The sequence below is a fragment of the Streptomyces sp. enrichment culture genome (assembly GCF_964272895.1).
GTDB lineage: Bacteria > Actinomycetota > Actinomycetes > Streptomycetales > Streptomycetaceae > Streptomyces.
Map to the genome: position 1 here is coordinate 689,664 of NZ_OZ186832.1, position 24,054 is coordinate 713,717.

At 73.4% G+C, this 24,054-nt stretch carries 20 protein-coding genes; 8 read left to right on the forward strand and 12 right to left on the reverse strand.

Translation table 11 applies throughout. The features are described 5' to 3' along the window. Positions 1-20: 20 nt before the first annotated feature. The gene (locus ACSU6M_RS03090) at positions 21-716 is read right to left on the reverse strand and encodes a chaplin (protein WP_437066795.1); all 696 of its coding nucleotides are present in this window, start codon (positions 714-716) and stop codon (positions 21-23) included. A gap of 282 nt (positions 717-998) precedes the next feature. Between ACSU6M_RS03090 and ACSU6M_RS03095 the strand changes: the two genes are divergently transcribed. The 3 genes from ACSU6M_RS03095 to ACSU6M_RS03105 all read left to right on the forward strand — a co-directional run bounded on the left by ACSU6M_RS03095 (position 999) and on the right by ACSU6M_RS03105 (position 4,876). After that, on the forward strand, positions 999-2,603 hold the full coding sequence (locus tag ACSU6M_RS03095) for an alpha/beta hydrolase (RefSeq protein WP_437066796.1): 1,605 nt from the start codon (positions 999-1,001) through the stop codon (positions 2,601-2,603). A 78-nt stretch (positions 2,604-2,681) separates the two neighbouring features. Then, on the forward strand, positions 2,682-3,776 hold the full coding sequence (locus tag ACSU6M_RS03100) for a chemotaxis protein (protein ID WP_437066798.1): 1,095 nt from the start codon (positions 2,682-2,684) through the stop codon (positions 3,774-3,776). Between the two features lie 86 nt (positions 3,777-3,862). Beyond that, positions 3,863-4,876, forward strand: a complete 1,014-nt coding sequence (locus tag ACSU6M_RS03105) for a Gfo/Idh/MocA family protein (RefSeq protein ID WP_437066799.1) — start codon at positions 3,863-3,865, stop codon at positions 4,874-4,876. An 11-nt stretch (positions 4,877-4,887) separates the two neighbouring features. Here ACSU6M_RS03105 and ACSU6M_RS03110 read toward each other — a convergent pair whose 3' ends face one another. Further along, entirely contained in the window at positions 4,888-5,301 is a 414-nt protein-coding gene (locus tag ACSU6M_RS03110) for an SsgA family sporulation/cell division regulator (RefSeq protein WP_437074988.1), read from the reverse strand. 414 nt (positions 5,302-5,715) lie between these two features. Between ACSU6M_RS03110 and ACSU6M_RS03115 the strand changes: the two genes are divergently transcribed. Continuing rightward, a complete protein-coding gene (locus tag ACSU6M_RS03115) occupies positions 5,716-7,125 on the forward strand; it encodes a PP2C family protein-serine/threonine phosphatase (protein WP_437066801.1) in 1,410 nt (469 codons plus the stop codon). 61 nt (positions 7,126-7,186) lie between these two features. Here the strand turns inward: ACSU6M_RS03115 and ACSU6M_RS03120 are convergent, their stop codons facing one another. After that, on the reverse strand, positions 7,187-8,680 hold the full coding sequence (locus ACSU6M_RS03120; protein WP_437066802.1) for a DNA-binding protein NsdB: 1,494 nt from the start codon (positions 8,678-8,680) through the stop codon (positions 7,187-7,189). A gap of 244 nt (positions 8,681-8,924) precedes the next feature. On the opposite strand from ACSU6M_RS03120, the gene ACSU6M_RS03125 reads away from it, so the two are divergent. Both ACSU6M_RS03125 and ACSU6M_RS03130 read left to right on the forward strand, forming a co-directional pair. Further along, positions 8,925-10,103: an aminoglycoside phosphotransferase family protein gene (locus ACSU6M_RS03125; RefSeq protein WP_437066804.1), complete on the forward strand. Its 1,179-nt coding sequence runs from the start codon at positions 8,925-8,927 to the stop codon at positions 10,101-10,103. Positions 10,104-10,384: 281 nt separating this feature from the next. Beyond that, positions 10,385-12,316 carry an N-acetylmuramoyl-L-alanine amidase gene (locus ACSU6M_RS03130; protein WP_437066805.1) on the forward strand — a complete coding sequence of 644 codons (1,932 nt, stop codon included), beginning with the start codon at positions 10,385-10,387 and terminating at the stop codon, positions 12,314-12,316. Between the two features lie 58 nt (positions 12,317-12,374). Here the strand turns inward: ACSU6M_RS03130 and ACSU6M_RS03135 are convergent, their stop codons facing one another. The 8 genes from ACSU6M_RS03135 to ACSU6M_RS03170 form a co-directional block, all read right to left on the reverse strand. Then, positions 12,375-12,872, reverse strand: coding sequence for a hypothetical protein (locus tag ACSU6M_RS03135; protein ID WP_437066806.1), 498 nt, complete (start codon positions 12,870-12,872; stop codon positions 12,375-12,377). 109 nt (positions 12,873-12,981) lie between these two features. Beyond that, a complete protein-coding gene (locus ACSU6M_RS03140) occupies positions 12,982-13,551 on the reverse strand; it encodes a CGNR zinc finger domain-containing protein (protein WP_437066808.1) in 570 nt (189 codons plus the stop codon). A 21-nt stretch (positions 13,552-13,572) separates the two neighbouring features. Further along, positions 13,573-14,484: a universal stress protein gene (locus ACSU6M_RS03145; RefSeq protein WP_437066809.1), complete on the reverse strand. Its 912-nt coding sequence runs from the start codon at positions 14,482-14,484 to the stop codon at positions 13,573-13,575. A gap of 146 nt (positions 14,485-14,630) precedes the next feature. Next, a complete protein-coding gene (locus tag ACSU6M_RS03150; protein ID WP_437066811.1) occupies positions 14,631-14,873 on the reverse strand; it encodes a DUF397 domain-containing protein in 243 nt (80 codons plus the stop codon). An 84-nt stretch (positions 14,874-14,957) separates the two neighbouring features. Next, positions 14,958-16,124: a thiolase domain-containing protein gene (locus ACSU6M_RS03155; RefSeq protein ID WP_437066813.1), complete on the reverse strand. Its 1,167-nt coding sequence runs from the start codon at positions 16,122-16,124 to the stop codon at positions 14,958-14,960. Further along, positions 16,121-17,200, reverse strand: a complete 1,080-nt coding sequence (locus ACSU6M_RS03160) for a thiolase domain-containing protein (RefSeq protein ID WP_437066815.1) — start codon at positions 17,198-17,200, stop codon at positions 16,121-16,123. Before ACSU6M_RS03160 ends, ACSU6M_RS03155 begins: the two co-directional genes overlap by 4 nt. Further along, a complete protein-coding gene (locus ACSU6M_RS03165) occupies positions 17,197-18,138 on the reverse strand; it encodes a Zn-ribbon domain-containing OB-fold protein (RefSeq protein ID WP_437066816.1) in 942 nt (313 codons plus the stop codon). The genes ACSU6M_RS03160 and ACSU6M_RS03165 overlap by 4 nt, the downstream gene beginning before the upstream one ends. Positions 18,139-18,309: 171 nt before the next feature. After that, positions 18,310-19,110 (reverse strand): crotonase/enoyl-CoA hydratase family protein, encoded by an 801-nt coding sequence (locus ACSU6M_RS03170; RefSeq protein WP_437066818.1) that lies wholly within the window; start codon positions 19,108-19,110, stop codon positions 18,310-18,312. 166 nt (positions 19,111-19,276) lie between these two features. On the opposite strand from ACSU6M_RS03170, the gene ACSU6M_RS03175 reads away from it, so the two are divergent. Both ACSU6M_RS03175 and ACSU6M_RS03180 read left to right on the forward strand, forming a co-directional pair. Beyond that, positions 19,277-20,908 (forward strand): acyl-CoA synthetase, encoded by a 1,632-nt coding sequence (locus ACSU6M_RS03175; protein WP_437066820.1) that lies wholly within the window; start codon positions 19,277-19,279, stop codon positions 20,906-20,908. Positions 20,909-21,190: 282 nt separating this feature from the next. After that, complete coding sequence (locus ACSU6M_RS03180; protein WP_437074990.1) at positions 21,191-23,083, forward strand: sulfatase; 1,893 nt, start codon at positions 21,191-21,193, stop codon at positions 23,081-23,083. Here the strand turns inward: ACSU6M_RS03180 and ACSU6M_RS03185 are convergent. After that, a complete protein-coding gene (locus ACSU6M_RS03185; protein ID WP_437066821.1) occupies positions 23,011-23,853 on the reverse strand; it encodes an alpha/beta fold hydrolase in 843 nt (280 codons plus the stop codon). The genes ACSU6M_RS03180 and ACSU6M_RS03185 overlap by 73 nt on opposite strands. Between the last annotated feature and the right edge of the window lie 201 nt (positions 23,854-24,054).

Below are 24,054 nucleotides of genomic sequence, written 5' to 3' on the forward strand. Positions count from 1 at the left end.
TCCGGAGCGGGGGGTGCCCGTCAGTCGCGTGCGCGGCGGCGGGCGGTGCGGTGCAGGGCGAGCCCGCCGAGGAGGAGGGCGGCGCTGCCGACGGCGGCGGGCAGGGTGGCGTCCGTGCCGGTGTGGGCGAGCGCGGCGTGCTGGGGCGGGGCGTCCTCGCGCGCCGGCGGGCCGGCGGGGTGGGTGCGGGGCGGCTCGGCGTGGGGGGCGGGCCGCGACGGGGGCTCGGGCTTCGGCGGGTGCTGCGGGGTGCGCGGGGGTTCCTGCGGGCTCGCGGGTTCGCCGCCGGGGGTGTTGACGGACTCGTTGCCGAGCACGGGGTTGCCGATGCCGACCACGTTCACGGTGTTGCCGCTGACGTTCACCGGCAGCTCGACCGGCAGATGGACGCCGTTGCCGGAGATCACGCCGGGCGAGCCGGTGGTGCCGCCGCCCGCGGCGGATCCCGGCGGCGGGCCCTCGGGGTGCGCGGCCTCGGCCTCGTTCACACAGGTGGTGCCCGCGGCCGGGTTGAGCAGCCCCACCACGTTCACGGTGTTGCCGCACGCGTTCACGGGGATCTGCACCGGAAGCTGGATGCTGTTGCCGGAGATCACGCCCGGCGAGCCGGCGGCGGTCCCGTCGGCCGAGGAGTCGGCGTGCGCGGCTCCCGCCGCGGCCATCGCACCGGAGGCGGCGACGACGGCGAGCACACCGTTTCGGGTAACCCGTCTCATAGGTTCCCTGCCTTCCAGACATGGATACGGGCACTTGCCCGCACCGGATAAAACGCGGGCGAACCATCGGAGTTATGGCTAAACGACCTTTCACCCCGTCGAGTGCCAGGTTTGACGAACAGGCGGTAAAGGATCGAAAACCGCTCTCGACCCTTGAAAAGGGGCGCATGGTACGCCTGCCGCCGCCGTCCCGCCCGCCCGCGGGCGGCGTCCGCGGGGCCCGCTTATCGTGAGCGAGGGCCCCGTTTCCCGGTCCGTGGCTGTCCGTGGCTGGAGGGATCGATGCCGAGCAAGCTGTCCGCGTGGTGGCCCGCGGTCCGGTGCCGCACGCTCACCGCCGCCGCGGGGCTGGCCCTGCTGGGCACGGCGCTCCCCGCCGCGGCCGACGACGGCGACGCCGCTCTGTCCCGCTTCTACGACCAGAAGATCTCCTGGTCGGCGAAGGCGTGCGAGGGCCACGAGCCACCCAAGGGCATGGAGTGCGGCAAGGTCACCGTCCCCCTGGACTACGGACGCCCGAACGCCGGGACGCTCGAACTGGCGCTCGCCCGCTACCGGGCCACGGGTGACGCACGGGGCTCGCTGGTACTGAACTTCGGCGGCCCCGGAGGCTCCGGCGTCACCGAACTCGCCTTCGGCGCCGACGACTTCATGGACCTGGCCGAGGGCTACGACATCGTCTCCTTCGATCCGCGCGGGGTGGGCCGTTCCTCCCCCGTCAGCTGCGGCGACACCGGCTTCGCCACGGCGAAGGAGACGGAACGCGCCGACGTCCTCGCCGACCCCCAGGCGGTGCTGCGCCGGCTGCGCGCCGAGGCGAAGAAGTGCGTCGAGCACTCCGGACCCGTGCTGCCGCACATCGGCACCGTGAACGTCTCGCGCGACCTGGACGTCATCCGCGCGGCACTGGGCGAGGACAAGCTCAACTACCTGGGCTTCTCCTACGGCACACGGCTCGCCGCGGTGTACGCGGCGCAGTTCCCGGACAACGTGGGCCGGATGGTCCTGGACGGGGTGGACACCCTGACTGAACCGCTGACCGAGCAGGGGATCGCCGGGGCCAAGGGCCAGCAGACCGCGCTGGAGTCGTTCATCGAGTGGTGCGCGAAGGACATCGCCTGTCCCTTCGGGCAGGACACCCGCACCGCCCGCGAGGAGGTCGTCCGCCTGGTCCGCTCGCTCGACGAGGATCCGGTGCCGACGAGCTTCGGCGGCACGTTCAGCGGCCAGGACCTGGTGGGCGCCATCGGACAGGCGCTGTACAGCGAGGATCTGTGGCCGTCGCTGGAGCGGGCGCTCGCCTCCCTGCTGGAGGACGGCGACACCCGCGCCATCGAGACGTTCGCGACCGGCGGCATCACCTGGCCGGTGCGCGAGGGGACCGGGGAGGAGACGGGGGAGGAGACCGAGGGCACGCTCGCGGACGAGGAGGACGTCCCGCCGGACAACCTCCCGGCGGCGCTGATGGCGGTCAACTGCGCGGACGATCCCGACCGCCCGACCGCCGGGCAGATCACCCGTGATCTGGCCCGGCTGCGCGCCGACTACGAGCGTGCCTCACCGGTCTTCGGCACCTACCGGCTCACCCAGGTGCTGATGTGCCACGGCCGCCCGAAGGGCACCGAGTTCATCCGCGAGGAGGTCAAGGACGTCGACACCCCGAAGATGCTGCTGGTCGGCACCCGCGGTGACCCGGCGACGCCGTACCGCTGGACCGTGCAGACCGCCGAGCGCCTCGGCTCCTCGGCGGTGGTGCTGGACAACCGCGGGGAGGGCCACACCGGCTACTCGTCCTCCACCTGCGTGCACCGCAAGGTCGACGACTTCCTGCTCCACGGCGACCTGCCGTCCAGCGGAAGCTCCTGCGGCACCGACGAGGACCGCTGAGCGAGAGCCGCACCGGGCGCACCGAACGCCCTCTTTACCCCGAATGCCCGACAAGCGAATCGGAATTATGGTGCTGTCATGGAGCACGCACTCAGTCCCACGACCCTCAGCGAACTGCGGCGTCCCCGCCCCTATCCCGCGGTGTCCGTGCTGACCCCGACGCACCGCCGGGAACCCGAGAAGACCCAGGATCCGGTCCGGCTGCGCAATGTGGTGGCCGAGGCCAAGCGGCAGCTGGAGGCCGATCCCTCGGTCACCCGGGACCGCCGCGCCGATGTCGTGGCCCACCTCGACCGGGCGCTCGCCGAGATCGACCTCACGCACGCCGAGGACGGTCTGGTGATCTTCGCGGCCCCCGGTGAGCACCAGGTCTGGTCGCTCGCCCGGCCGGTGCCCGAGCGTGTGGTGCTCTCGGACACGTTCCTCACCCGCAACCTGGTCTCCGCGCAGGCCGCCGAGCAGTCGTTCTGGGCGCTGTCGGTCGCGGCCGACCGGGTCACGCTGTGGAACGGCGGCGAGGGCCGGGTGGCCGAGGAGCGCTCCGGCGGCTTCCCGTTGACGCGGCGGGAGGAGAACTTCGACCCCGAGCGCCGTGAACGCATCGGCGACAGTCCCAGCACCTTCCGCGACGAGGACACCCGCCGCTTCCTGCGCGACGCCGACACCGCACTGGGCGCCGTGCTGCGGGTCGCCCCGCGTCCGGTCTACGTCACCGGCGAGCCGGCCGCGCTGGCCGCGCTCGACGAGATCGGCCTGCACACCAGGGACGCGCCCCGCGTCCCGCGCGGCGGGCTCGCCCACGCCTCCCCCGAGGCGGTCTGGCAGGCCCTGCGGCCCCTGGTCGAGGAGGAGACCCGGCGCGGCACCGACGCGGTCGCCAAGGAGCTCGAAGCGGCGCGCGGCCGCCGGGAGTTCGCCGCCGGACTGGACGAGGTCTGGCAGAACGCCCGTGAGGCGCGTGTGCGGTTGCTGGCCGTCGAGGAGAACTACCGGGCCACGGTGCGCGACGACGGCGGGCACCTGGTGCCGGCCGCGAGCGGTGATCTCGACGCCCGTGAGGACATCGTCGACGAGATCGTCGAGCAGTGCCTGGAGACCGGCGCCGAGGTCCGCTTCGTCCCGGACGGCACGCTCGGCGACGCGGGCGGTATCGCGGGCGTCCTGCGCTACTGAGGCCCCGGCCCCCTCTCCCCCTTGTCGCCGCCCGTCCGCCGCGGCCTACGCTACGGCGGGACGGACGGCGACGAGGGAGTGCGTACGTGGGTGACCTGCTGGGCGTGGCGGTGCTGGGTGCCGGACACATGGGAGCCGACCACATACGCCGCCTGGACAAGGTGGTGAGCGGCGCCAGGGTCGCCGCGGTGGCCGACCCGGACACCGACCGCGCCGGGCGGGCCGTCGCCGGGATCGACGGGGCGAGCGTGCACAGCGAGGTCGAGGCGGCCCTGGACGCGCCCGGCGTGCGGGCGGTGCTGATCGCCTCTCCCGGGGAGGCGCACGAGGAGGCGCTGCTGGCCGCGTTCGCGCGGGGGCTGCCGGTGCTGTGCGAGAAGCCGATGGTGCCCGGGTCCGCGGGCGCGCTGCGGGTCGTGGAGGCGGAGGCGCGGCTCGGGCGGCGGCTGGCGCAGATCGGGTTCATGCGGCGCTACGACGCCGAGTACCGGCGGTTGAAGGCGGTGCTGGACGAGGGGCGGCTCGGGCGGGTGCTGATGCTGCACTGCGTGCACCGCAATGTGTCCTCGCCGCCCGGCTTCAGCTCCGCGATGCTCATCGAGAGCTCGGTCGCGCACGAGATCGACGCCGCCCGCTGGCTGCTGGGCCAGGAGCTCACCGCGGTGACCGTGGTGCGCCCGCGCCCCTCGGGACGGGCCCCGGAGGGGCTGCTGGACCCGCAGTTCGTGCTGTTCGAGACCGGCGGCGGGGCCCTGGTGGACGTGGAGGTCTTCGTCAACTGCGGCTTCGGCTACCAGGTGCGCTGCGAGGCCGTGGGCGAGACGGGCAGCGCCCGGATCGGCGAGGGGCACGGCATGGTCCTCACCTCGGCGGGCGCCGCCCGCGAGGAGGTGGCGCAGGACTATCTGGTGCGGTTCGCCGACGCCTACGACCGCGAGGTGCAGTCCTGGGTGGACGCCACCCGCCGGGGCCGGGTGACCGGGCCGAGCGCCTGGGACGGCTACGCGGCCTCCGCGGTCGCCGAGGCCGGGGTCCGGGCGCAGGAGAGCGGCGGCCGGGTGACCGTCGAACTCGCCCCGCGCCCGGCGCTGTACGCCTGACGGGCCGGCCCTCACACCTCGTCGAACAGGGCGCTCAGCCCCTCCTCCAGGGCCTCGCTGACGTCCTCGCGTCCGGCGCCCACGACGGCGTAGGTGCGCGCCAGGAAGCGCTGCAGGGCGGCGGTGTCGAACTGGAGCAGGGCGAGCCCGTAGGGCGAATGGAACTCCAGCACCGTACGGGCCCGGCCGCAGGGCCAGATGTGCACGTCCCCGCTGCCGGCCGGCCCCTGGAGCCCCTCCGACAGCAGCGAGCGGGCGAAGGTCCAGGTCACCCCCGCCTCGTCCAGGGAGACCTCGGCGGGGAAGTCGAGGTGCACGGCGAGGGGGTCCTGCGAGACGTACCGGAGCGTGGCGGGCACCGGCAGCTCCTGTTCCTCCGCGGTGATCAGCCGGGCGCGGGCGGGCTGCTGGAGGGTGATGTCGATGCGCGGGTCCATGTGCGTTCTCCCCCGAGAGTGTTGGGCGCCGGTTTTCCGGCATGTCAGTAGGACCCCGCTGGGGGCGTTCGCATTACACCGGGAGCCGAAAGAATTATGTGACCTGCATCACGCCCGAACAGCAGTCGGCCCCTCGGGAACACATGACCGTCGGACAGGCGTCCGAACCTCGCGCCCGACGACCCGACGGGGCGTCAACTCACGTAGAGTCTCTACGACTTGCCATGGAACGGGCGTAGGCGAAAGACGTGCGACAGCCCCACCGTGAAGACCCTGGCATATGCCAGAAGCACCACCGTATCGTGTGTTGCCAAATCCCTTACAGGGCGTCGCGGGCTGTGCCACAGTCGTAGCGGTCCCCATCGACAGCCTTGGTCGTCCGTTCCCCACTCGGAGTGCGTCATGCCGCCCCATCTCTCCGCGGACCGCCCCGCCGCCCAGCCTCCCCCGCGCGGCGCCGTCGAGGCGCTGATCACCCAGACGCGGCGGCTCAAGGGCGACGTGGACGCGGTGCGCCGGGATGTGCCGGGCGACGGTGCGGACCCGCAGGAGCGCTGGCAGCGCGCGCTGTACGACCTCGCGCTGCACCAGCTCAACGACCTCGACGAACATCTGGCGCAACTGCGCGACGGCCCGGCGGACCCCGCCCCCGAGGCACCGCCCGCCCCGCGCCCCGCGCCCGAGTCACTGCTCAGCCGCGTCGGCAGCGCGGAGTGGAACCTCCTGACCGACGAGGCGCACTGGTCCGCGGAGCTCTACGAGATCCTGGGCCGCGACCCGGCCGGCGCCCCCCTCACCCTCGACGAACTGCCCTCGGTCGTGGCCGAGGAGGACCGTCCGCGGCTGACGGCGATGGTCACGGGCTGCCTGGTCGACGGCAGGCGCATCGACGGGGAGTTCCGGATCGTACGGCCCGACGGCGAGAGCCGGACCGTGCACATGATGGGCGAGCCCGTGCTCGACGGCGACGGCAGCACCGCGTCGATGTGGGCCGTGCTGCGGGACGTCAGCGCACTGCGCCGCAGCCAGCGGGCCGTGAGCGAGACCCGTGACTCGCTCCAGCGCCACCGGCAGCGCGCGCAGACCGAGCACCGGCTCGCGGTCGAGCTGCAGGAGGCCGTGCTGCCACCGTGGCGCGGCTCCCTGCGGCTCCCCCACCAGGGACCGCAGCCCCTGGACCTCGCCGCCCGCCGGCTGCCGCCCCCGGCTCCGGCGCCGGTCGGCGGCGGCTGGTACGACGCCCTCGAACTGCCCGACGGCGAGACGCTGCTGAGCGTCGGCGACCTCACCGGCCACGGGGTCGCCGCGACCTCGGGCATGGCCATGCTGCTCGGCGCGCTGCGCGGCATGGCGATGGCCGGCACCCGGCCCGGCCGGCTGATGTCCTGGCTGAACCAGCTGCTGGACGCCACCGTCCAGCCCGCCCTCGGCAGCGCCCTGTGCTGCCGCTACCGGCCCGCGACCCGCACCCTGGTGTGGGCGCAGGCGGGACACCCCGCCCCGCTGCTGTTCCGCGACGGGACGGGGCACAGGCTGGACGCCCCGAAGGGCCTCCAGCTCGGCGCGAGCCCCGGTGCCGCCTACGGCGAGGCCGAGGTGCCCCTGGAGGCCGGCGACGTCCTGCTGCTGCACACCGGTGGCCTGATGCCCGGAGACGACGAGGAGACCGCCGTGCGGCGCCTCCTCGACCTCGCCCCGCGCCTCGGCGCGGAACGGACCGCACAGGACTGTCTGCGCACGGTCGTGGAGGAGTCGGGCGAGGCGGCGCGCGAGAACGAGGTCTGCGTGCTCGTCGCCAAGGTCATGGCATGAGCCGAGCCGGCCTGGCATAAAAGCCGAACCACGGCACTGGGCGGGCCGCGCCCGCCGGCCGTCACGCCGGTGCGGTCTCACCCCCCTTGCCCCTCGCCTTCGGCAGCGCCTGCCGGATCTCCTCGCGCAGGTCGTTGATCTTCGGGAACTCGGCGTACTCGGCGGTGAGCCGGTACATCTGGCGCAGCCGGTCCCAGGTGCGGCGGGAGGAGTTGGAGCCCATCGACATCAGGGCGAGGCGGGCGTAGCGGTCCGCCTGTTCCGGGTCGTCGGCGATGAAGCAGGCGGAGGCCATGGACAGATGGTCGAAGATCTTCGACCGCTCCCGTCCGTCCACCCGCAGGGCCAGCGCCTTCTCCGCGTAGTGCTGGGCGTGCACGGCCGCGCCCGGGTCGAACTCGGCCAGCGTGCGGTAGGCGAGTGCCTGCATGCCGTACAGGTCCTCGTCCTTGAAGGTCTGCATCCAGTCCGGGGTCTCCACGTCATTGCGCTCGGAGACGAACAGGTCCTCCGCCTGGCCGAGGGTGCGGCGCATCGCCTGCCCCTTGCCCATCGACGCCTGCGCCCATGCCTCGATGGTGTGGAACATGGCCTTGGTGCGCGGCAGCAGCCGGTCGCCGGAGCCGGACTGGGCGAGCTTCATCAGGTCGAGCGCCTCGCCGGGCCGGCCCAGGTGGACCATCTGGCGGGCCGCTCGGGAGAGCGCCTCGCCGGCCCGGGGCCGGTCACCGCCCTCGCGCGCGGCATGGGCGGCGATGACGAAGTACTTCTGGGCCGTGGGTTCGAGGCCGACGTCGTGGGACATCCAGCCCGCGAGGACGGCCAGGTTGGCGGCGACGCCCCACAGGCGCCGCTGAAGGTGAGGAGGATGGCGGTAGGCCAGCATGCCGCCCACTTCGTTGAGCTGGCCCACCACCGCCTTGCGCTGGAGCCCGCCACCGCGGGCCGCGTCCCAGGCCCGGAACACCTCCACCGAGCGCTCCAGTTCCTCGATCTCCTGCGACCCGATGGGGGCGGCCTCGTAGCGGTCGAACCCAGCGGGGTCGGCGTGCAGGGGATGGTCGAGGACGGGGGCGTCGGCGGCGAGAGCCGGGTCGGTGTGCAGCCAGTCGTGCATGGCGCTGCTGAGCGCTGATCCCGCGGCGAGCGCGGCACCCGCGCCCACCAAGCCGCGTCGGTTGAGCATGAGGTCCATTCCCGTGAATTCGGTGAGGACCGCGGCGGTCCGCTCGGGCGCCCACGGCACACCGTCGGGATGCTCCTGACTCCCGCCGCTCGGCCGTTTCCCCGCGCGCCCGTGCCGGACCAGACCGAGATCCTCGATGGTCACGACACGGCCGAGACGCTCGGTGAACAGGGCCGCCAGCACCCGCGGCACCGGATCGCGCGGGATCTCTCCCATGTCGATCCACCGCCGCACGCGCGAGGTGTCGGTCGCCAGCTGCGGGTGGCCCATGGCCGCCGCCTGCCGGTTCACCAGCCTCGCGAGCTCCCCTTTGGACCAGCCGGCCAGGCCGAACAGGTCCGAAAGGCGGGTGTTGGGTTGTCCGCTCACGTCAAGCCCCCAGGTTCTCGGCTGAGTTGACCGTAGCCCCTGAAAAGTTGCCGGGCGACTATTCGCCAGGGTTCGCCAGGGTGCGCCAGATGGTGTGCCACGGGCCACCGGGTGTCAGGTAGGAACGCGCCACCCCGACCCGGTCGCCGGACGAGCACCATCAGGTGCATTCCCCAGGGTGCACCTCGGCGGCCGGGCCGGGCAGCGCATTGTCGTCGGGCTCACGAAGGGATCTGTATCGCCCATGTACGCAGCATCGTCCTCCGTGTCCGCCCCGCCCCGGTCGCTGCGCCCGCGCCCCCCGGCGCCCGGCTCCGCCCGAGTGGGGGAAGCCCCCCTGCCGGCCAGCGGCCCGTACCTCGCCCCCGCGCGACCTGCCGCCCCCGTGCTGGGCCCGGGCCGGGCGCGGCGCGGCGCGGGACTCGGCAACCAACCGCTCAGCGGGAGAATCGACTTGTCCGGCCCCCAGGGCGCCCAGCTGCGCGCGGCGATCGCCGCGGTGCACCGGATCTGCCCGGAGTTCGCCCCGGTGCAGGTGCTGCGCCGCAGCGGCCGCTGCGTCCTCCTGGTCGGCACGACCGGGCGCAGCACGGCCGTAGCCAAGTGTTTACTGGACCAATCCCCCGCCTGGGCCGAGCGGATCCGGCACGAGATAGCCGCATACCGCTCGTTCGTCCGGCACCGCCCGCCTGTGCGGGCGCCCCGGCTGATCGCGGCGGACCCGGACAACTGCACGCTCGTCCTCGAGCGGATGCCCGGACGGCCTGCGGCCCTGCAGCGCCACCCCTCCGAGGCCCCGCAGCGCGCCGACATCCGGGCGGCGCTGGGGGCGATCTGCCGGCTCAACGCCTGGCGGCCGCCCGCGGGCACCTTCGACGCGCCGCTGGACTACGCGGCCCGGATCTCCCGGTACCACGAGCTGGGTCTGCTCACCGACCGGGACCTCGGTGACCTGCAGAAGCTGCTGCACGGCATCGCGGCGAGCGCGGGCCGCCACGGCATGGGCCAGTTCTGCCACGGCGACGCGCTGCTGAACAACGTGCTGCTGTCGCCGGCCGGTCCGGTGCTGGTGGACTGGGAGCACGCGGGCTGGTACCTGCCGGGCTACGACCTGGCGACCCTGTGGTCGGTGCTCGGTGACGCGCCGGCCGCGCGGCGGCAGATCAGCCAGATCGCGCAGTCGGCGGGCCCCGCCTCGCGCGATGCCTTCCTGGTGAATCTGATGCTGGTCCTCACCCGCGAGATCCGTACCTACGAGACGGCCGTGCAGCGTTCGATGCACGATCCGACCCCGGCGGCACCGGGTACGGCCCACCCGGGTGCTGCGCCGTCCGGCGAGGAACAGCGGCTGCTGCTCAGGCGGCTGCACGACGACTGCCAGATGGCCCGGCGGGCCGTCCGCGCGGCGGTCGGCACTCGCTGACGGGGACGGCGGTCCGTGGTGCGCCCGACAGGGCGGCGCACCACGGACCTCGCTGTGTCACGGGGCGGCGCACCACGGACTCGCCGTGTCCAGGGGCCATTGGTGTACTCCACTGACGCCCCGCAGGCCCGTGGCCCGCCGCCACGAAACTCCCGCCCACCCGCGCTGACATGGGAAATCGTCCTCCTGCGGGCATGATTGACGGATCGTCGGAGAGCCGGTAGCACTGACAGGCCCGGCCCCGCACGGCTCATCGCGCCCGACCGTCACAGGAGGCTGCTTTGCGACGACCCGTCACCGATCCCCTCAGAGCCGCCCGCGCGCTGGCGTCGGCCGCGCTGCTGCTGCCCCTGCTCGGCGCCGCCCCGGCCGCGCCGTCGGGCACCGCGGAGGGCGGACTGCAGCGGGCGTTCGCGACCGCGGCCGCCGAGTACCGCGTCCCGCAGAGCGTCCTGCTCGGCGTCTCCTACCTCCAGTCCCGCTGGGACACCCACGCCGGAGCGCCCAGCGTCACCGGCGGCTACGGCCCGATGCACCTCACCGATGCCCGTACGGCGCTGGAGAACGCCCCCCACCACAGCGAGGGCACCGAGGACCCGCGCGGCGACGACGCCCGGACCGCCCTGCTGCCGACCGCCGGACCGCCCGCGCCCGCCGAACTCCCGGCACGGCTGCGCACGCTGCTGCGCGCCGCCGAGCTCACCGGCCTCTCGCCCGAGGAACTGCGCACCGACCCGGCCGCCAATGTGGCGGGCGGCGCCGCGCTGCTCGCCGCCGCACAGCGGGAGCTGGGCAAGCCGCTGAGCGAGGACCCGGCCGACTGGTACGAGGCGGTGGCCCGCTTCGCCGGCGCGGGGGACGCCACGACCGGCACGGCGTACGCCAACGACGTCTACGACGTGATCCGCACCGGCCAGGAACGTTTCACCGACGACGGCCAGCGGGTGGCGCTGGCTCCGCAGCCGGCGGTGGCCCCCGCCGAGGAGCGCCGCCCGCGCCCGGCGGCCGGCACCGAATGCCCTCCGACGGTGTCCTGCGAGTGGATCCCGGCCCCGTACAAGGAGTTCGGGGACGACGACTACGGCAACCACGACCTGGGCGACCGGCCGGTGTCCCAGCCGATCGAGTACATCGTCGTCCATGACACCGAGGGCCGCTGGGAGGGCGTCCTGAACATGGTGCAGGACCCGACGTATGTGTCCTGGCAGTACTCGCTGCGCTCCACCGACGGTCATATCGCCCAGCACGTCAAGGCCAAGGACGTGGCCTGGCACGCGGGCAACTGGTACGTCAACGCCAAGTCGATCGGGCTGGAGCACGAGGGCTTCCTGGCCTCGCCGGACGCCTGGTACACGGAGGCGATGTACCGCTCCTCGGCGCGGCTGGTGCGCTACCTGGCGAAGAAGTACGACATCCCGCTGGACCGGCAGCACATCCTCGGCCACGACACGGTGCCCGGCCCGACCACGGCGACGATCCGCGGGATGCACACCGATCCGGGCCCGTACTGGGACTGGGCGCACTACTTCCGGCTGCTGGGCAGCCCCATCGAGCCGACCGCGGGCCCGAACGGCGGCCTGGTCACCATCCGGCCCGAGTACGCGGTGAACCGTCCCGCCTTCACCGGGTGCGTCAAGCGGGGCGAGCCGTGCGCGGTGCACGGGTCGAGCGCGGTGCGGCTGTACTCGGGGCCCGGCACGTCGTATCCGCTGATCAAGGACATCGGGCTGCGGCCGGGCGGGCAGGACTCGACGATCGACGTCAACGACATCGGTTCGCGGGTCTCCACGGGCCAGCAGTACGCGGTGGCGGACCGTGCGGGCGACTGGACGGCGATCTGGTACCTGGGCCAGAAGGCATGGTTCCGCAACCCGAAGGCGCAGCCGACGGCCGTGCACGCCAAGGGGCTGGTGGTGACGCCGAAGGACGGCCGGGCGAGCGTGCCGGTGTACGGCCGCGCCTACCCCGAGGCGAGCGCCTATCCGGCCGGGGTCCCGGTCCAGGCGGTCTCCCCGCTGCCGTACAAACTGCTCGCGGGGCAGAAGTACGTGGTGGGCGACAAGGTTCCGGGCCAGTACTACTACGCGGTCACCTTCGACCCCGCCGACCACCGGGTGGTGACCGGCAAGGACCTCTACTACGAGATCCAGTTCGGCCACCGGGTGGCGTTCGTACGGGCCGCCGATGTGGCGGTCGCGGCGTCGGGGTCCTGACAGGGACGGGCCGGGCCACCATCGGGACGGTGGCCCGGCCTGGCCCCTCGCGGGCTCCTCAGCCCTGCTGGAACAGCTCGGCGGGCAGCGGCTTCAGCAGGGCGTACAGATCGTCGGTGATGGGGCGGTCCCAGGCGGCGATGGTCACCAGGACGTTGTCGCTGCGGTCGAACTGGACGCAGGAGATACGGCTCTCCGACAGCTTCAGGCGGCGCACGATGAGCAGGTTGTCGCCCTGCATCACCGGCACGTCCTCGACGCCGACGACGGTGACCTCCTCGTCGTTCTCCAGCGCGAGCAGGAGCTGGGCCACCTCGAAGGGGATCTGGCCCTCGGCGACCTCGCGGGCCGGGGAGCCCTCGGGCAGGTTGCCGATGATCATCGCGGGTCCGCGGCCGCCGAAGAGGTCGTAGCGCAGGAAGACGCCCTGGCAGGAGCCGTCGGGGGCGGGCAGCAGCCCGGCGCCCAGATTGCCGGGCCAGTCGCCCGGATCCATGGCCAGTACGTCGAAATCGGGGCCGGCGGGGGTGGCGCTGCGGCGGCGGAGGAACGACATGTCGTCATCCTACGGCGGTGAGGGCGCGGGAGCGCCTGCGGGGCTTGGGTTGCCGGCCGGTGTGCGTCCGTCGCGGCCGGTCACCCGGTTCCCCGCGCCCCGGGGGGCGTCAGCTCGTGGTCTGCTTCCTGTGGCGGTCGTGGTGGCGGGCCACTCTCGCCCTGTTTCCGCAGGACGGCTTGCACCACTCCTGGCGGGGGTGGTCCTTGAGGAAGTACCGCACACAGCGGGGGGCGTGGCAGGCACGGAGTCTGTCGCGGTCGGGGCCCGCCAGGAAGGTCATGGCGGCCCTGGCCAGGACGGCGGTCAGGGCGTCCTCGCCCGCTGCCGGGCGGTGCTCCACCGCCGGGTCGGGCCAGCGCAGGACCGGGATCGTCGGGACGCTCGCCGCTGCCCTGTTCAGGCGGGTCACCGCCTCCTCGACCGGCAGCAGCCGGCCCGCGTCGGCGCGGCTCGGCCCGCCCGGTACACAGCGGGCGAAGAGGGCGCGGACGGCCGCGCGCAGCTCGCGGACGGCGGTGAGGGCGGCGTCGTCCGCCGTGTACCCGTCGGCGAGCAGGCCGTGGTCCCGGACCCAGGCCGTCAGGCCCGCGGGGTCGGTCAGGTCGTCGGCGACGCCGCCGTCGCCGTCGTGGCGGAGGGTGAGGGCGAGGTCGAGGGTGAGCTGGGCGTCCCGCATGGGCTAATGATACGTACGGGCTCATCCATTAGGTTCGTCGACCGGGTGCGGTGGCACGACGGCGACCGGGCTCGCCGCGTGGAGCAGGACGGCGTGGGTGACGGAGCCCAGCATTCGGGCGGGGGCGAGGAGGCGTCGGCGGTGGCGGCCGACGACGGTGAGTTCGGCGCCCTGGGAGGCGGTGACGAGGGCGCCGGCGGCGTCGCCGGGGACCGGGACCGGTTCGGCGCGGACTTCGGGGTAGCGGGCGCGGTGGGGGTCGAGGAAGCCGTCGGCGAGGAGGCGGGTCTCGGCCTCGACGGAGGTGCGGTCGACCATCACCGGGGCGAGCTCGGCGGACACCGACCAGTCCTGGACGGGCCACGGATAGGCGGCGACGGCTTCCAGGCGGGCGCCGCGCAGGGCGGCCTCGGTGAAGGCGAAGGCGAGCGCGGCCTCGTCCGGGCCCTCGACCTTGAGGCCGACGACCACGCGCGGGCCCGGTTCGCGGGGCGGGGCGTCCGGGTCCTCGCGTCCGGGCCGGGGCACCACGACCACCGGGCACTCGGCGTCCCGTGCCGCGGCGATGCCGTTGGAGCCGAGGACCAGGCTGGCGAAACCGCCCCGGCCGCGGGAGCCGAGGACCAGCAGCTGGGCCTCGGCGCCCAGCTCCGGCAGCAGGACGCCCGGGGCGCCGTCGAGCGCGGCGTACTGGACGTCCAGCCCGTCGGCGCGCTCGGCCAGCCGGGCGCGGGCGTCGGTGAGCACCGGGTCGTTCTCGGCCGGCGGGGGCAGGACGACCGGCGCGCCCGGCTGGGTCCACGCCGTCTCGTGCCGCACATGGACCACCGTGACCGGCGCCTGGCGGCGCCGGGCGGTGTCGAGGGCCCAGTCCAGGGCGCGCAGGCTGTCGTCCGAACCGTCGACCGCCGCGATGACGGGCAGGGTGCTCATGGGTTCCACCTCTGGAGTGCGACCTTCCGATTGCTGGGGCCAGCCTGGCGCAGCCATCGGCCCCGGAACCGGGCGTGCGGTCGCGTGTCCGTGAAATGGACGGGAAGACCCCCGGTTCGGAACACTCCGGGCGGTACCCGGTTCGGCTAGGTCAGGTCGAACTCCCCCTCACGCGCCCCCGACACGAAGGCACCCCACTCGGCGGGGGTGAAGATCAGGGAAGGGCTCTCGGGTCGGCCGCTGTTGCGCATCGCGATGAAGCCCTCGACGAAGGCGATCTGGACATCCCCCAGGCCCCGGCTGCTGGACTGCCACTCGGCGTTGCTGAGGTCCAGCTCCGGCTTGTCCCAGCCCGCGAACGGCTGCTGCTGGATGGTGCTCTCGGCCACGTCCGGCTCCTCCCGGTCTCACGTCGTCCGCGGTCAGACTATCGATCGCCCCGCGCCCCCGACAGGCCACGTGAGGAGGACCTTTCAGGAGTCGGGGGGACGCGCGCCCACCAGCCACATGGAGAAGAACTGCGCTCCGCCGCCGTAGGCGTGTCCGAGCACCCGGCGGGCCCGTGGCAGCTGGTGCTCCCCGGCCTGTCCGCGCACCTGGAGCGCGGCCTCGGCGAACCGGATCATGCCGGAGGCGCCGATGGGGTTGGTGGACAGCACCCCGCCGGACATGTCGACGGGCAGGTCGCCGTCCAGCGCGGTCACGCCGGACTCGGTGAGCTTCCAGCCCTCGCCCTCGGCCGCGAAGCCGAGGTTCTCCAGCCACATCGGCTCATACCAGGAGAACGGCACGTACATCTCCACGGCGTCGATCTCCCGGCGCGGGTCGGTGATCCCGGCCTGCCGGTAGACGTCGGCGGCGCAGTCCTGTCCGGCCCGCGGGGAGACGAAGTCCTTGCCCGCGAAGAGGGTCGGCTCGCTGCGCATGGCGCCGCCCAGCATCCAGGCGGGCGGGCGGGGCGCGCGGGCGGCTCCCGCGCGGTCGGTGAGCACCATGGCGCAGGCGCCGTCGGAGGAGGGGCAGGTCTCCGAGTAGCGGATCGGGTCCCACAGCATGGGCGCGTTCCGGACCTTCTCCAGGGTGATGTCGTGCTCGTGGAGGTGGGCGTAGGGGTTCTTCAGCGCGTTGCGCCGGTTCTTGTACGCCACCAGGGAGCCGATCGTGTCGGGGGCGCCGCTCCTGCGGATGTACGCCCTCACGTGCGGCGCGAAGAAGCCGCCGGCCCCGGCCAGCAGCGGCTGCTGGAAGGGGATCGGGAGGGACAGTCCCCACATGGCGTTGGACTCGGACTGCTTCTCGTAGGCGAGGGTGAGGACGGTGCCGTGCACGCGGGCGGCGACCAGGTCGGCGGCGACCAGTGCCGTGGACCCGCCGACCGAGCCTGCCGTGTGGACCCGCAGCAGGGGCTTGCCGACCGCGCCGAGGGCGTCGGCGAGGTACAGCTCGGGCATCATCACGCCCTCGAAGAAGTCGGGCGCCTTGCCGATGACGACGGCGTCGATGTCCGACCAGTCCAACTCGGCGTCGGCCAGCGCCCTTTGTGCGGCCTCACGGACCAGTCCGGCGATCGAGACGTCCCGGCGGGCGGCGACGTGCTTGGTCTGGCCGATCCCGACGACGGCCACGGGTTCCTTGCTCATCGCGGATCCCCTTGGAGTACGGCGACCAGGTTCTGTTGCAGGCACGGGCCGGACGTGGCGTGCGCGAGGGCCCGGTCGGACGCGCCCCGGTGGATGCGGGCGGCTGCCTCGCCGATGCGGATCAGTCCCGCGGCCATCATGGGGTTGGCGGCGAGGGCACCGCCGGAGAGGTTGACGCGCACGCTGTCGTCGAGCCGCAGCGCCTTGCGCAGCACGACCTCCTGGGAGCTGAACGGGGCGTGCAGCTCGGCGGTGTCGACGGTGGGGGTACCTCCCCTGCCCTGGCTATGGGGGAGTTCGAAGGCGCCCGCCTTCTCGGCGGCGAGGCGGGTGGAGGGCGAGTCGGTCAGATCGCGCACCCCGAGCGAGTGGGCCTCGACGCGGTGGTCGATGCCGGTGATCCAGGCGGGCCGCTCGCACAGGTCGCGGGCCCGCTCCCCCGCCGCGAGGATCACCGCGGCGGCGCCGTCGCCGACGGGCGGGCAGTCGCCGGTGCGCAGGGGACGTACGACGTACTCGCCCTGTGGCACCGAACCCCTCAGCTGGGCGTTGGGGTTGAGGGTGGCGGCGCGTCGGCTGCGGGCGCCGATCGCGGCGAGTTCGCGCTCGTCGGTGTCGCCCGCGTCGATGAGGGCCTGCGCCTGGAGGGCGGCGAGGGCGACGGAGTCGGGCCACAGCGGGGCGAGGTAGTACGGGTCGAGCTGGCGGGTGAGGACGTCCCGGAGGGAGCCGGGCGAGGACTTGCCGTAGGAGTACACCAGCGCGGTGTCGGCCGCGCCGGACAGCAGCTTGGTCCACGCCTCGTACAGCGCCCAGGCGCCGTCCGTCTCGACGTGCGACTCGGAGATCGGCGGCCAGGCGCCGACGCCGTCGAGGGCGAGGGTGAAGGAGAAGGCGCGTCCGGCCAGGTAGTCGCAGGAGCCGGAGCAGGTGAAGCCGATGTCGGCGGTCTTCAGGCCGGTGCGGTCCAGCACCTCGTGCAGCACCGGCATCAGCATCTCGACCTCGGAGAGGTCGTCGGTGGTGCGCCGGATGTCGCTCTGGGCGAAGGCGACGACCGCGATGTCCCGGCTCACAGCAGCTCCTTGTACGTCTCGTAGTCCGCGTCGGGTTCGCCGGCCGGCCGGTAGTGGTCGGGGTAGCGGGAGCCCTCGGTCCACACCGGTTCCACGCGCAGGCCCATGCGGACCTGGTCGTACGGGATGCCGGCGATGCGTCCGTGCAGGGCGAGGTCGGCGCCGTCGAGGGCGATGTGGGCGTAGACGTAGGGGACGTCGATGTCGAGGTTCTTCGCCTTGATGTTGACGATGCAGAACGTGGTGACGGTGCCGCGCGGCCCGCACTGCACCTGTTCCGCCGTCGCCACGCCGCAGGTGGGGCAGGCGCCGCGGGGCGGGACGTAGACCTTGCGGCAGGACGGGCAGCGCTCGCCCACGGTGCGGCGCTCGGCGAGGGCGTGGAGGTAGGCGGACTGGGCGCGGCCGGGGGCGTAGGTGTAGTCGAGGCGGGCCGGGGCGACGATGCCGGTGACGGGGTCCGCGAACGCGCCTCTGTGACCGCCGATTTCGGGTGTCGCGCCGTCGTACGGCTCGAAGCAGGCGATGTCGGTGATGGCGCCGGCGCGCTGTGCGGCCCAGCGGACGCGGACCCGCATACCGGTGCGCACGGCGTCGGGGCCGGGGGCGTCGAGGGCGTGCAGCAGGGCGGTGTCGGCGCCGTCGAGGCGGACCAGGGCCCAGGCGAAGGGGGTGGTGAGGGGCTGGCCGCGGCGGGGCCGCCCGTTCCAGGCCCAGGTGGTGACCGTGCCGGTGGGGGCGACCTCGACCAGGTCGCGGATCTCCTCGGCGGTGACGGGGTCGTACTCGACGGGCGGGACGAGGGTGCGGCCGTCGGCGGTGCGCACACCGAGCACGACGCGTTCGCGCAGGCCGGTGAGGAAGGCGCTCTGGACGGGGCCGAGGGAGCGGGTGAAGGGGAACTCGACGACGAGGGGGGCTTTCAGGACTTCGGGCACGGTGGCTCCCTGGGGGGTGTCTTGTCGATCAGGCCGGATCAGCGAGCGGCGTCTGGTGCCGTGCGTCGCACGGCGGAGGGGGGAGTCGATGCGGAGCATCGGGGGCCGACGACAACGCGGCGAGGCGCGGTGCCAGACGCCGGGAGCCCGGCCTGATCGGCACGACACCCCCTAGGCGCGCTGGTAGACGGGCGGCCGCTTCTCGGCGAAGGCTCGGGCGCCTTCCTTGGCGTCGGCGGTGTCGAACACCGGCCAGCCGCGCCTGAGTTCGGCGGCGAGGCCGTCGGTCTCGGTCATCTCGGCGGTCTCGTAGACGGACGCCTTGACGGCCTCGACCGCCAACGGGGCGCAGGCGTTGACGCGTTCGGCGATCTCCAGGGCCTTGGCGAGGGCGGTGCCGTCGGGGACGACATGGCCGATCAGACCGATGTCCGCGGCTTCCCGCGCGGTGTAGGGCCGTCCCGTGAGCAGCATCTCCAGGGCGTGGGTGCGCGGGATCTGCCGGGGCAGGCGGACCGTGGAGCCGCCGATGGGGAAGAGGCCGCGCCGGACCTCGTACAGCCCGAAGACGGCGGACTCGCCGGCGACGCGGATGTCGGTGCCCTGGAGGATCTCGGTGCCCCCGGCGACGCAGGGGCCCTCGACGGCGGCGATGACCGGCTTGCGGGGGCGGTGGTGGCGCAGCATCGCCTTCCAGTGCAGGTCGGGATCCGCCTTGAGGCGGTCGCGGTGCTCCTGTCCGGCCATGCCGTTCCCGGCCAGGGCCTTGAGGTCCATGCCGGCGCAGAAGGAGCCGCCCGCGCCGGTGAGGACGATCGAGCGGACGCCGTCGTCCTCGTCGGCCTGCACCCAGCCGTCGTAGAGGCCCACCAGCATGGGGATCGAGAGCGCGTTCCTGGCCTCGGGCCGGTCGAGTGTGAGGACGAGGGTGGCCCCCTCGCGTCGCACGGTGAGGTGTTCCGTTCCGCCCATGACTGCCGTCTCCCCTCTGCCGGACGAGAACAGGTTGCAGGAGGGGGGCGGACAGGACAAGAGGTTTCTGACAGGTAGTCAGATTTCCTCGCCGAGGCCCTTCACACTTGTGCCGCCCTTTGCTCTGATGACCGGCAGCCGATGCGCAACGGGGTCAGGAGGAGCGGTGGAGTACAACCTTGCCGACCTGTTCGAGTCGGTCGCCGACGTGGTGCCGGACCGCGAGGCACTGGTGTACGTCGACCATCCGGGGACCGGGGCCGAGCGGCGGCTGACGTACGCGCAACTGGACGCGGCGGCCTCCCGGATCGGCCACCATCTGCTCGACAGCGGCATCCGGCCCGGCGAGCACCTGGGGCTGCACCTGTACAACGGGGTGGAGTATCTGCAGACGGTACTGGGGTGCCTGAAGGCGCGGATCGTGCCGGTCAATGTCAACTACCGGTATGTGGCCGAGGAGTTGGCCTATCTCTATCGGGACACCGATCTGGTGGCCGTCGTCTTCGACGCGGAGTTCGGTGAGCGGGTGGCGCAGGCGCTGCCGCGCGCGCCTGGGGTCCGGCATCTGGTGGAGGTGGGGGCGGGCTCGGGGGCGGTGGACGCGGTGGCGTTCACCCAGGCCGAGGCGGCGGGGTCGCCGGAGCGCGGGTTCGGGGACCGGTCGGGGGACGATCAGTTCATCATCTGCACCGGGGGCACCACCGGGATGCCCAAGGGGGTGATGTGGCGTCAGGAGGATCTGTTCTTCGCGGCACTGGGCGGCGGGGCGCCGACCGGGGAGCCGGTGAAGCGGCCCGAGGAACTGGCCGAGCGGGTCGCGGCGAGCGGCTACGGCATCACGTTCTTCCCCACTCCCCCGCTGATGCACGGCACCTCGACACTGACCGCGTTCATCGGCTTCAACTTCGGCCAACGGGTCGTGCTGCACCGCAAGTTCGTGCCCGAGGAGGTGCTGCGCACCATCGAGAGGGAGCGGGTGACCAGCCTCTCGCTGGTGGGCGACGCGATGCTGCGGCCGCTGATCGACGCGCTGTCCGGGCCTCTGAAGGGCACCGACTGCTCGTCCCTGTTCAGCGTGTCCTCCTCGGGGGCGATCATGTCGGAGACGGTGCGGCGGCAGTTCCTGGAGCTGGTGCCGCAGGCGATGCTCCTGAACAACTTCGGCTCCTCGGAGTCCGGCTTCAACGGCACCGCCACCCCCGACTCCGGGCCCGCGCGCGGGTTCCGCATCCGCGTCAACTCCCGTACGCGGGTGGTCGACCCGGTCACGCGCGAGCCGGTGCCGGTGGGCGTCCCCGGCCGGATCGCCCAGCGCGGCCATGTCCCGCTCGGCTACTACAACGACCCCGCGAAGACCGCCGAGACCTTCTTCGAGCGGGACGGCGAGCGCTGGGTGCTGCTCGGGGACATGGCCACCGTCGACGAGGAGGGTGTCGTCACCGTCCTCGGGCGGGGCTCGCAGTGCATCAACACCGGGGGCGAGAAGGTGTACCCGGAGGAGGTCGAGCAGGCCCTGAAGTCCCACCCCGATGTGTACGACGCGCTCGTGGCGGGCGTGCCGGACGCGACCTGGGGCAACCGTGTGGCGGCCGTGGTGCAGCTGCGCGAGGGCGCGGCGCGGCCGTCCCTGGCGGACATCCAGGCCCACTGCCGCACCCATCTGGCCGGGTACAAGGTCCCCCGGCACCTGGTGATCACCGACGCCGTGCGGCGCTCGCCCAGCGGGAAGGCGGACTACCGGTGGGCACGGGAGGTGGCGGCGGCACGCACGGGCGAGTCGGGGGACGGGGCGGGCTGAGACGGGGTGCAGCGGTCGGTGGGCGAGGCCGAGCGGACGGGCGAGTCGGGGGACGGGGCGGGCTGAGACGGGGTGCAGCGGTCGGTGGGCGAGGCCGAGCGGACGGGTGAATCGGGCACGGGGCGGGCTGAGACGGGTGCACCGGTCGGTGGATGAGGCCGAGCGGACGGGTGAATCGGGCACGGGGCGGGTTCAGGCGGCGTGCACCGGTCGGTGGTGTGGCCGGGCGGACGGGTGAATCGGGGTGCGGCGCGGTTGAACGACGCGTGACGTACGGACGTACTGGAGGGCGCAGCCTCTGCTTCGCCCTGCCCTCGTACGGCCGCCCGGAAGGACTCGCACGTGTCGCTCTCCACCCGCCCCAGCCGGCCGCCCGAAGCCCCCGAGGGTGAGGCGGACGAGGGCGCGGAGCGGGCGCCGGGTCGGTTCGGCCGGCTGCTCCGGCATCCGCGCACCGCGCGTGGTGTCAGGGTCGGCACGACCCTCCTGGCGGGCGCCCTGGTGTCGGCGGCGCTGCTGCTGCCCAACCGCCTCGACGCCCTCTCGGCCGGCACGTTCCTCCGCATCCCCGCGGAGGGCGTGCTGCTGGCGGGCGTGCTGCTGGTGCTGCCGCCCCGGCCGCGGCGGATCACGGCGGCCGCGACGGGGGTGCTCCTCGGGCTGCTCACCGTCCTGAAGTGCCTGGACATGGGCTTCTACCAGACCCTGGCCCGCCCCTTCGACCTCGTCCTGGACTGGATACTGCTGGACTACGCCGTGGACTTCCTGGGCGAGTCCTTCGGACGCACCGGCCAGGTGCTGATCGTGGCGGGTGTCCTGGCGCTGGCCGCCGTCGTGCCGGTGCTGACGACGCTGGCGACGGTCCGGCTCACGGCGTCGATGCATCGTCACCGTCCCCTGGCGGTCCGTACGACGCTGGTGCTCGGCACCGCCTGGATCGTCTGTGTGACCTTCGGTGTGCAGGTCGCCGGTGTCCCGGTGGCGACCAGGGGGACCTCCTCGTGGCTCGGCAACCGTGTCGAGATGGTGCGCGCGGGTCTGCGGGACGCCCGTGTCTTCGAGGAGCAGGCGGCCGTGGACGCGTTCGCCGCGACCCCGCCCGACCGGCTGCTGACCGGGCTGCGCGGCAAGGACGTGCTGTTCACCTTCATCGAGAGCTACGGCCGCACCGCCCTGGAGGACCCGGACATGGCGGGCCCGGTCGGCGCGGTGCTGGCGGAGGGCGAGCGGACCCTGGAGGCGGCCGGGTTCCGGGCGCGCAGCGGCTGGCTGCGCTCACCGGTGACGGGGGCGGGCAGCTGGCTGGCGCACTCCACGTTCCTGTCCGGGCTGTGGATCAAGAACCAGCAGCGGTACCGGACCCTGACGAACAGCGACCGCATGACACTGACCGGCTACTTCCGCAAGGCCGGCGCCTGGCGCACCGTCGGCATCGTGCCCGGTGTGCGGCGCGCCTGGCCGGAGGGGAAGTTCTTCGGGCTCGACCACGTCTACGACTCCGAGCACCTCGGTTACCGCGGCCCCTACTTCAGCTGGACGCCGGTGCCGGACCAGTTCAGCCTGGAGGCGTTCGAACGCCTGGAGCACGGCCGCGCGGACCGCGAGCCGATCATGGCGGAGATCATCCTCGCGTCCAGCCACAACCCGTGGGCGCCGCTCGCCCGGATGATCGACTGGGAGGACCTGGGCGACGGATCGGTGTTCCACGGCATCAAGGCGCAGGGCAAGGACCCCGAGGACGTCTGGAAGGACCCGGCCGGTGTGCGCACCGAGTACCGGCGGGCCGTCGAGTACTCCCTGCGCAGCCTGACCGGCTGGCTGGAGCGCTACGGCGACGACGACACCGTGCTCGTCTTCCTCGGCGACCACCAGCCCGTGCCCACCGTCACGGCGGGCAGCCCCAGCAAGGACGTGCCGGTGACGCTTGTCGCCCGCGATCCCCGGGTCCTGGACCGCATCGCCGACTGGGGCTGGACGAAGGGGCTCAGGCCGGCGAAGGACGCGCCGGTGTGGGGCATGGACCGTTTCCGGGACCGCTTCATGAGGGCGTACGGGCCGCGGGCGGCGGCGCCTTCCCCGGCGGCCGTGCCCTCGTCGCCCTCTCAGCCGGCCTCCCCCTCGAAGAACGCGGCCACACGCCGAGCGAACGCCGGGCCGTCGTCCAGCCACGGATAGTGCCCGGCGCCCGGCTGCACCACGAACTCCGCGTCCAAGAAGACCTCTGCCGCGCGGCGGGCCAGCTCCGGGCGGGGGCCGCCGTCGAGTTCACCCGCGTACACGAGGACGGGGGCGGTCAGCGTGGCGAGCGCGGCGCGGGTCGCGGGCGGGTCCCAGGCGCCCTCGGAGAGGTAGATCTCGGCGGCCTCCTCGGTGTCCCCGTCGTCGGCCGCGGCGTGTGCGGCGGCGGTCTCGTCCCAGCGGCCGTAGAAGAAGGGCAGGACGGCGTCGTCGAAGTCCCCACCGCCGAGCCACTTCTGGAACGCGGGGAAGGCCGTGGCGAACCACGGCTCGCCCTCGCGCAGCCGGGCCGCCGCCAGCCGCTCCTCGGGCGTGGCGGCCATGCCGAGCGCCCTGGGGATGGCGGTGATCAGCGCCATCCGCCGCACCCTCGCCGGGTACCGGGCGGCGTAGAGCATGGCCAGGCTCGCGCCCGCCGAGTGCCCGAGGAGGTCGATCCGCTCCAGGCCGAGGTAGGCCCGCAGCGCCTCGACGTCGTCCACCTGCCGGTCGCAGCGGTACGTCGCCGGGTCCGCGGGCACGGCGGAGTCGCCGGTGCCGCGCAGGTCGAGCAGGGCCAGCCGCCGGTGCGCGGCGAGCCCGCCGAGGTCACCGAGGTAGGACGAGGCCAGCATCGGCCCTCCGGGCAGGACGACGAGGGGCTCGCCCCGGTCGCCGAGCGAGTGATGGGCGAGCACGGTCCCGTCGGGGGCGGTGAAGGTCGGCATACGGCCGATCATGGACGTACGGCGTCCGGGGCCGCAATGGAGTAACGGCGGCGCGGCCGAGCGGCCGTCCGGGCGCCGGCACAGCGGGCCCCTGGGGCGGGGGCCCGGCCGAGAAAGTCGGCGCCGCCCCCTTGCCTCGCCCCCGGCGGCCTGGATTACTGATCCACAACACCTCGACCGAATGATCGGTCGCCCGGATTG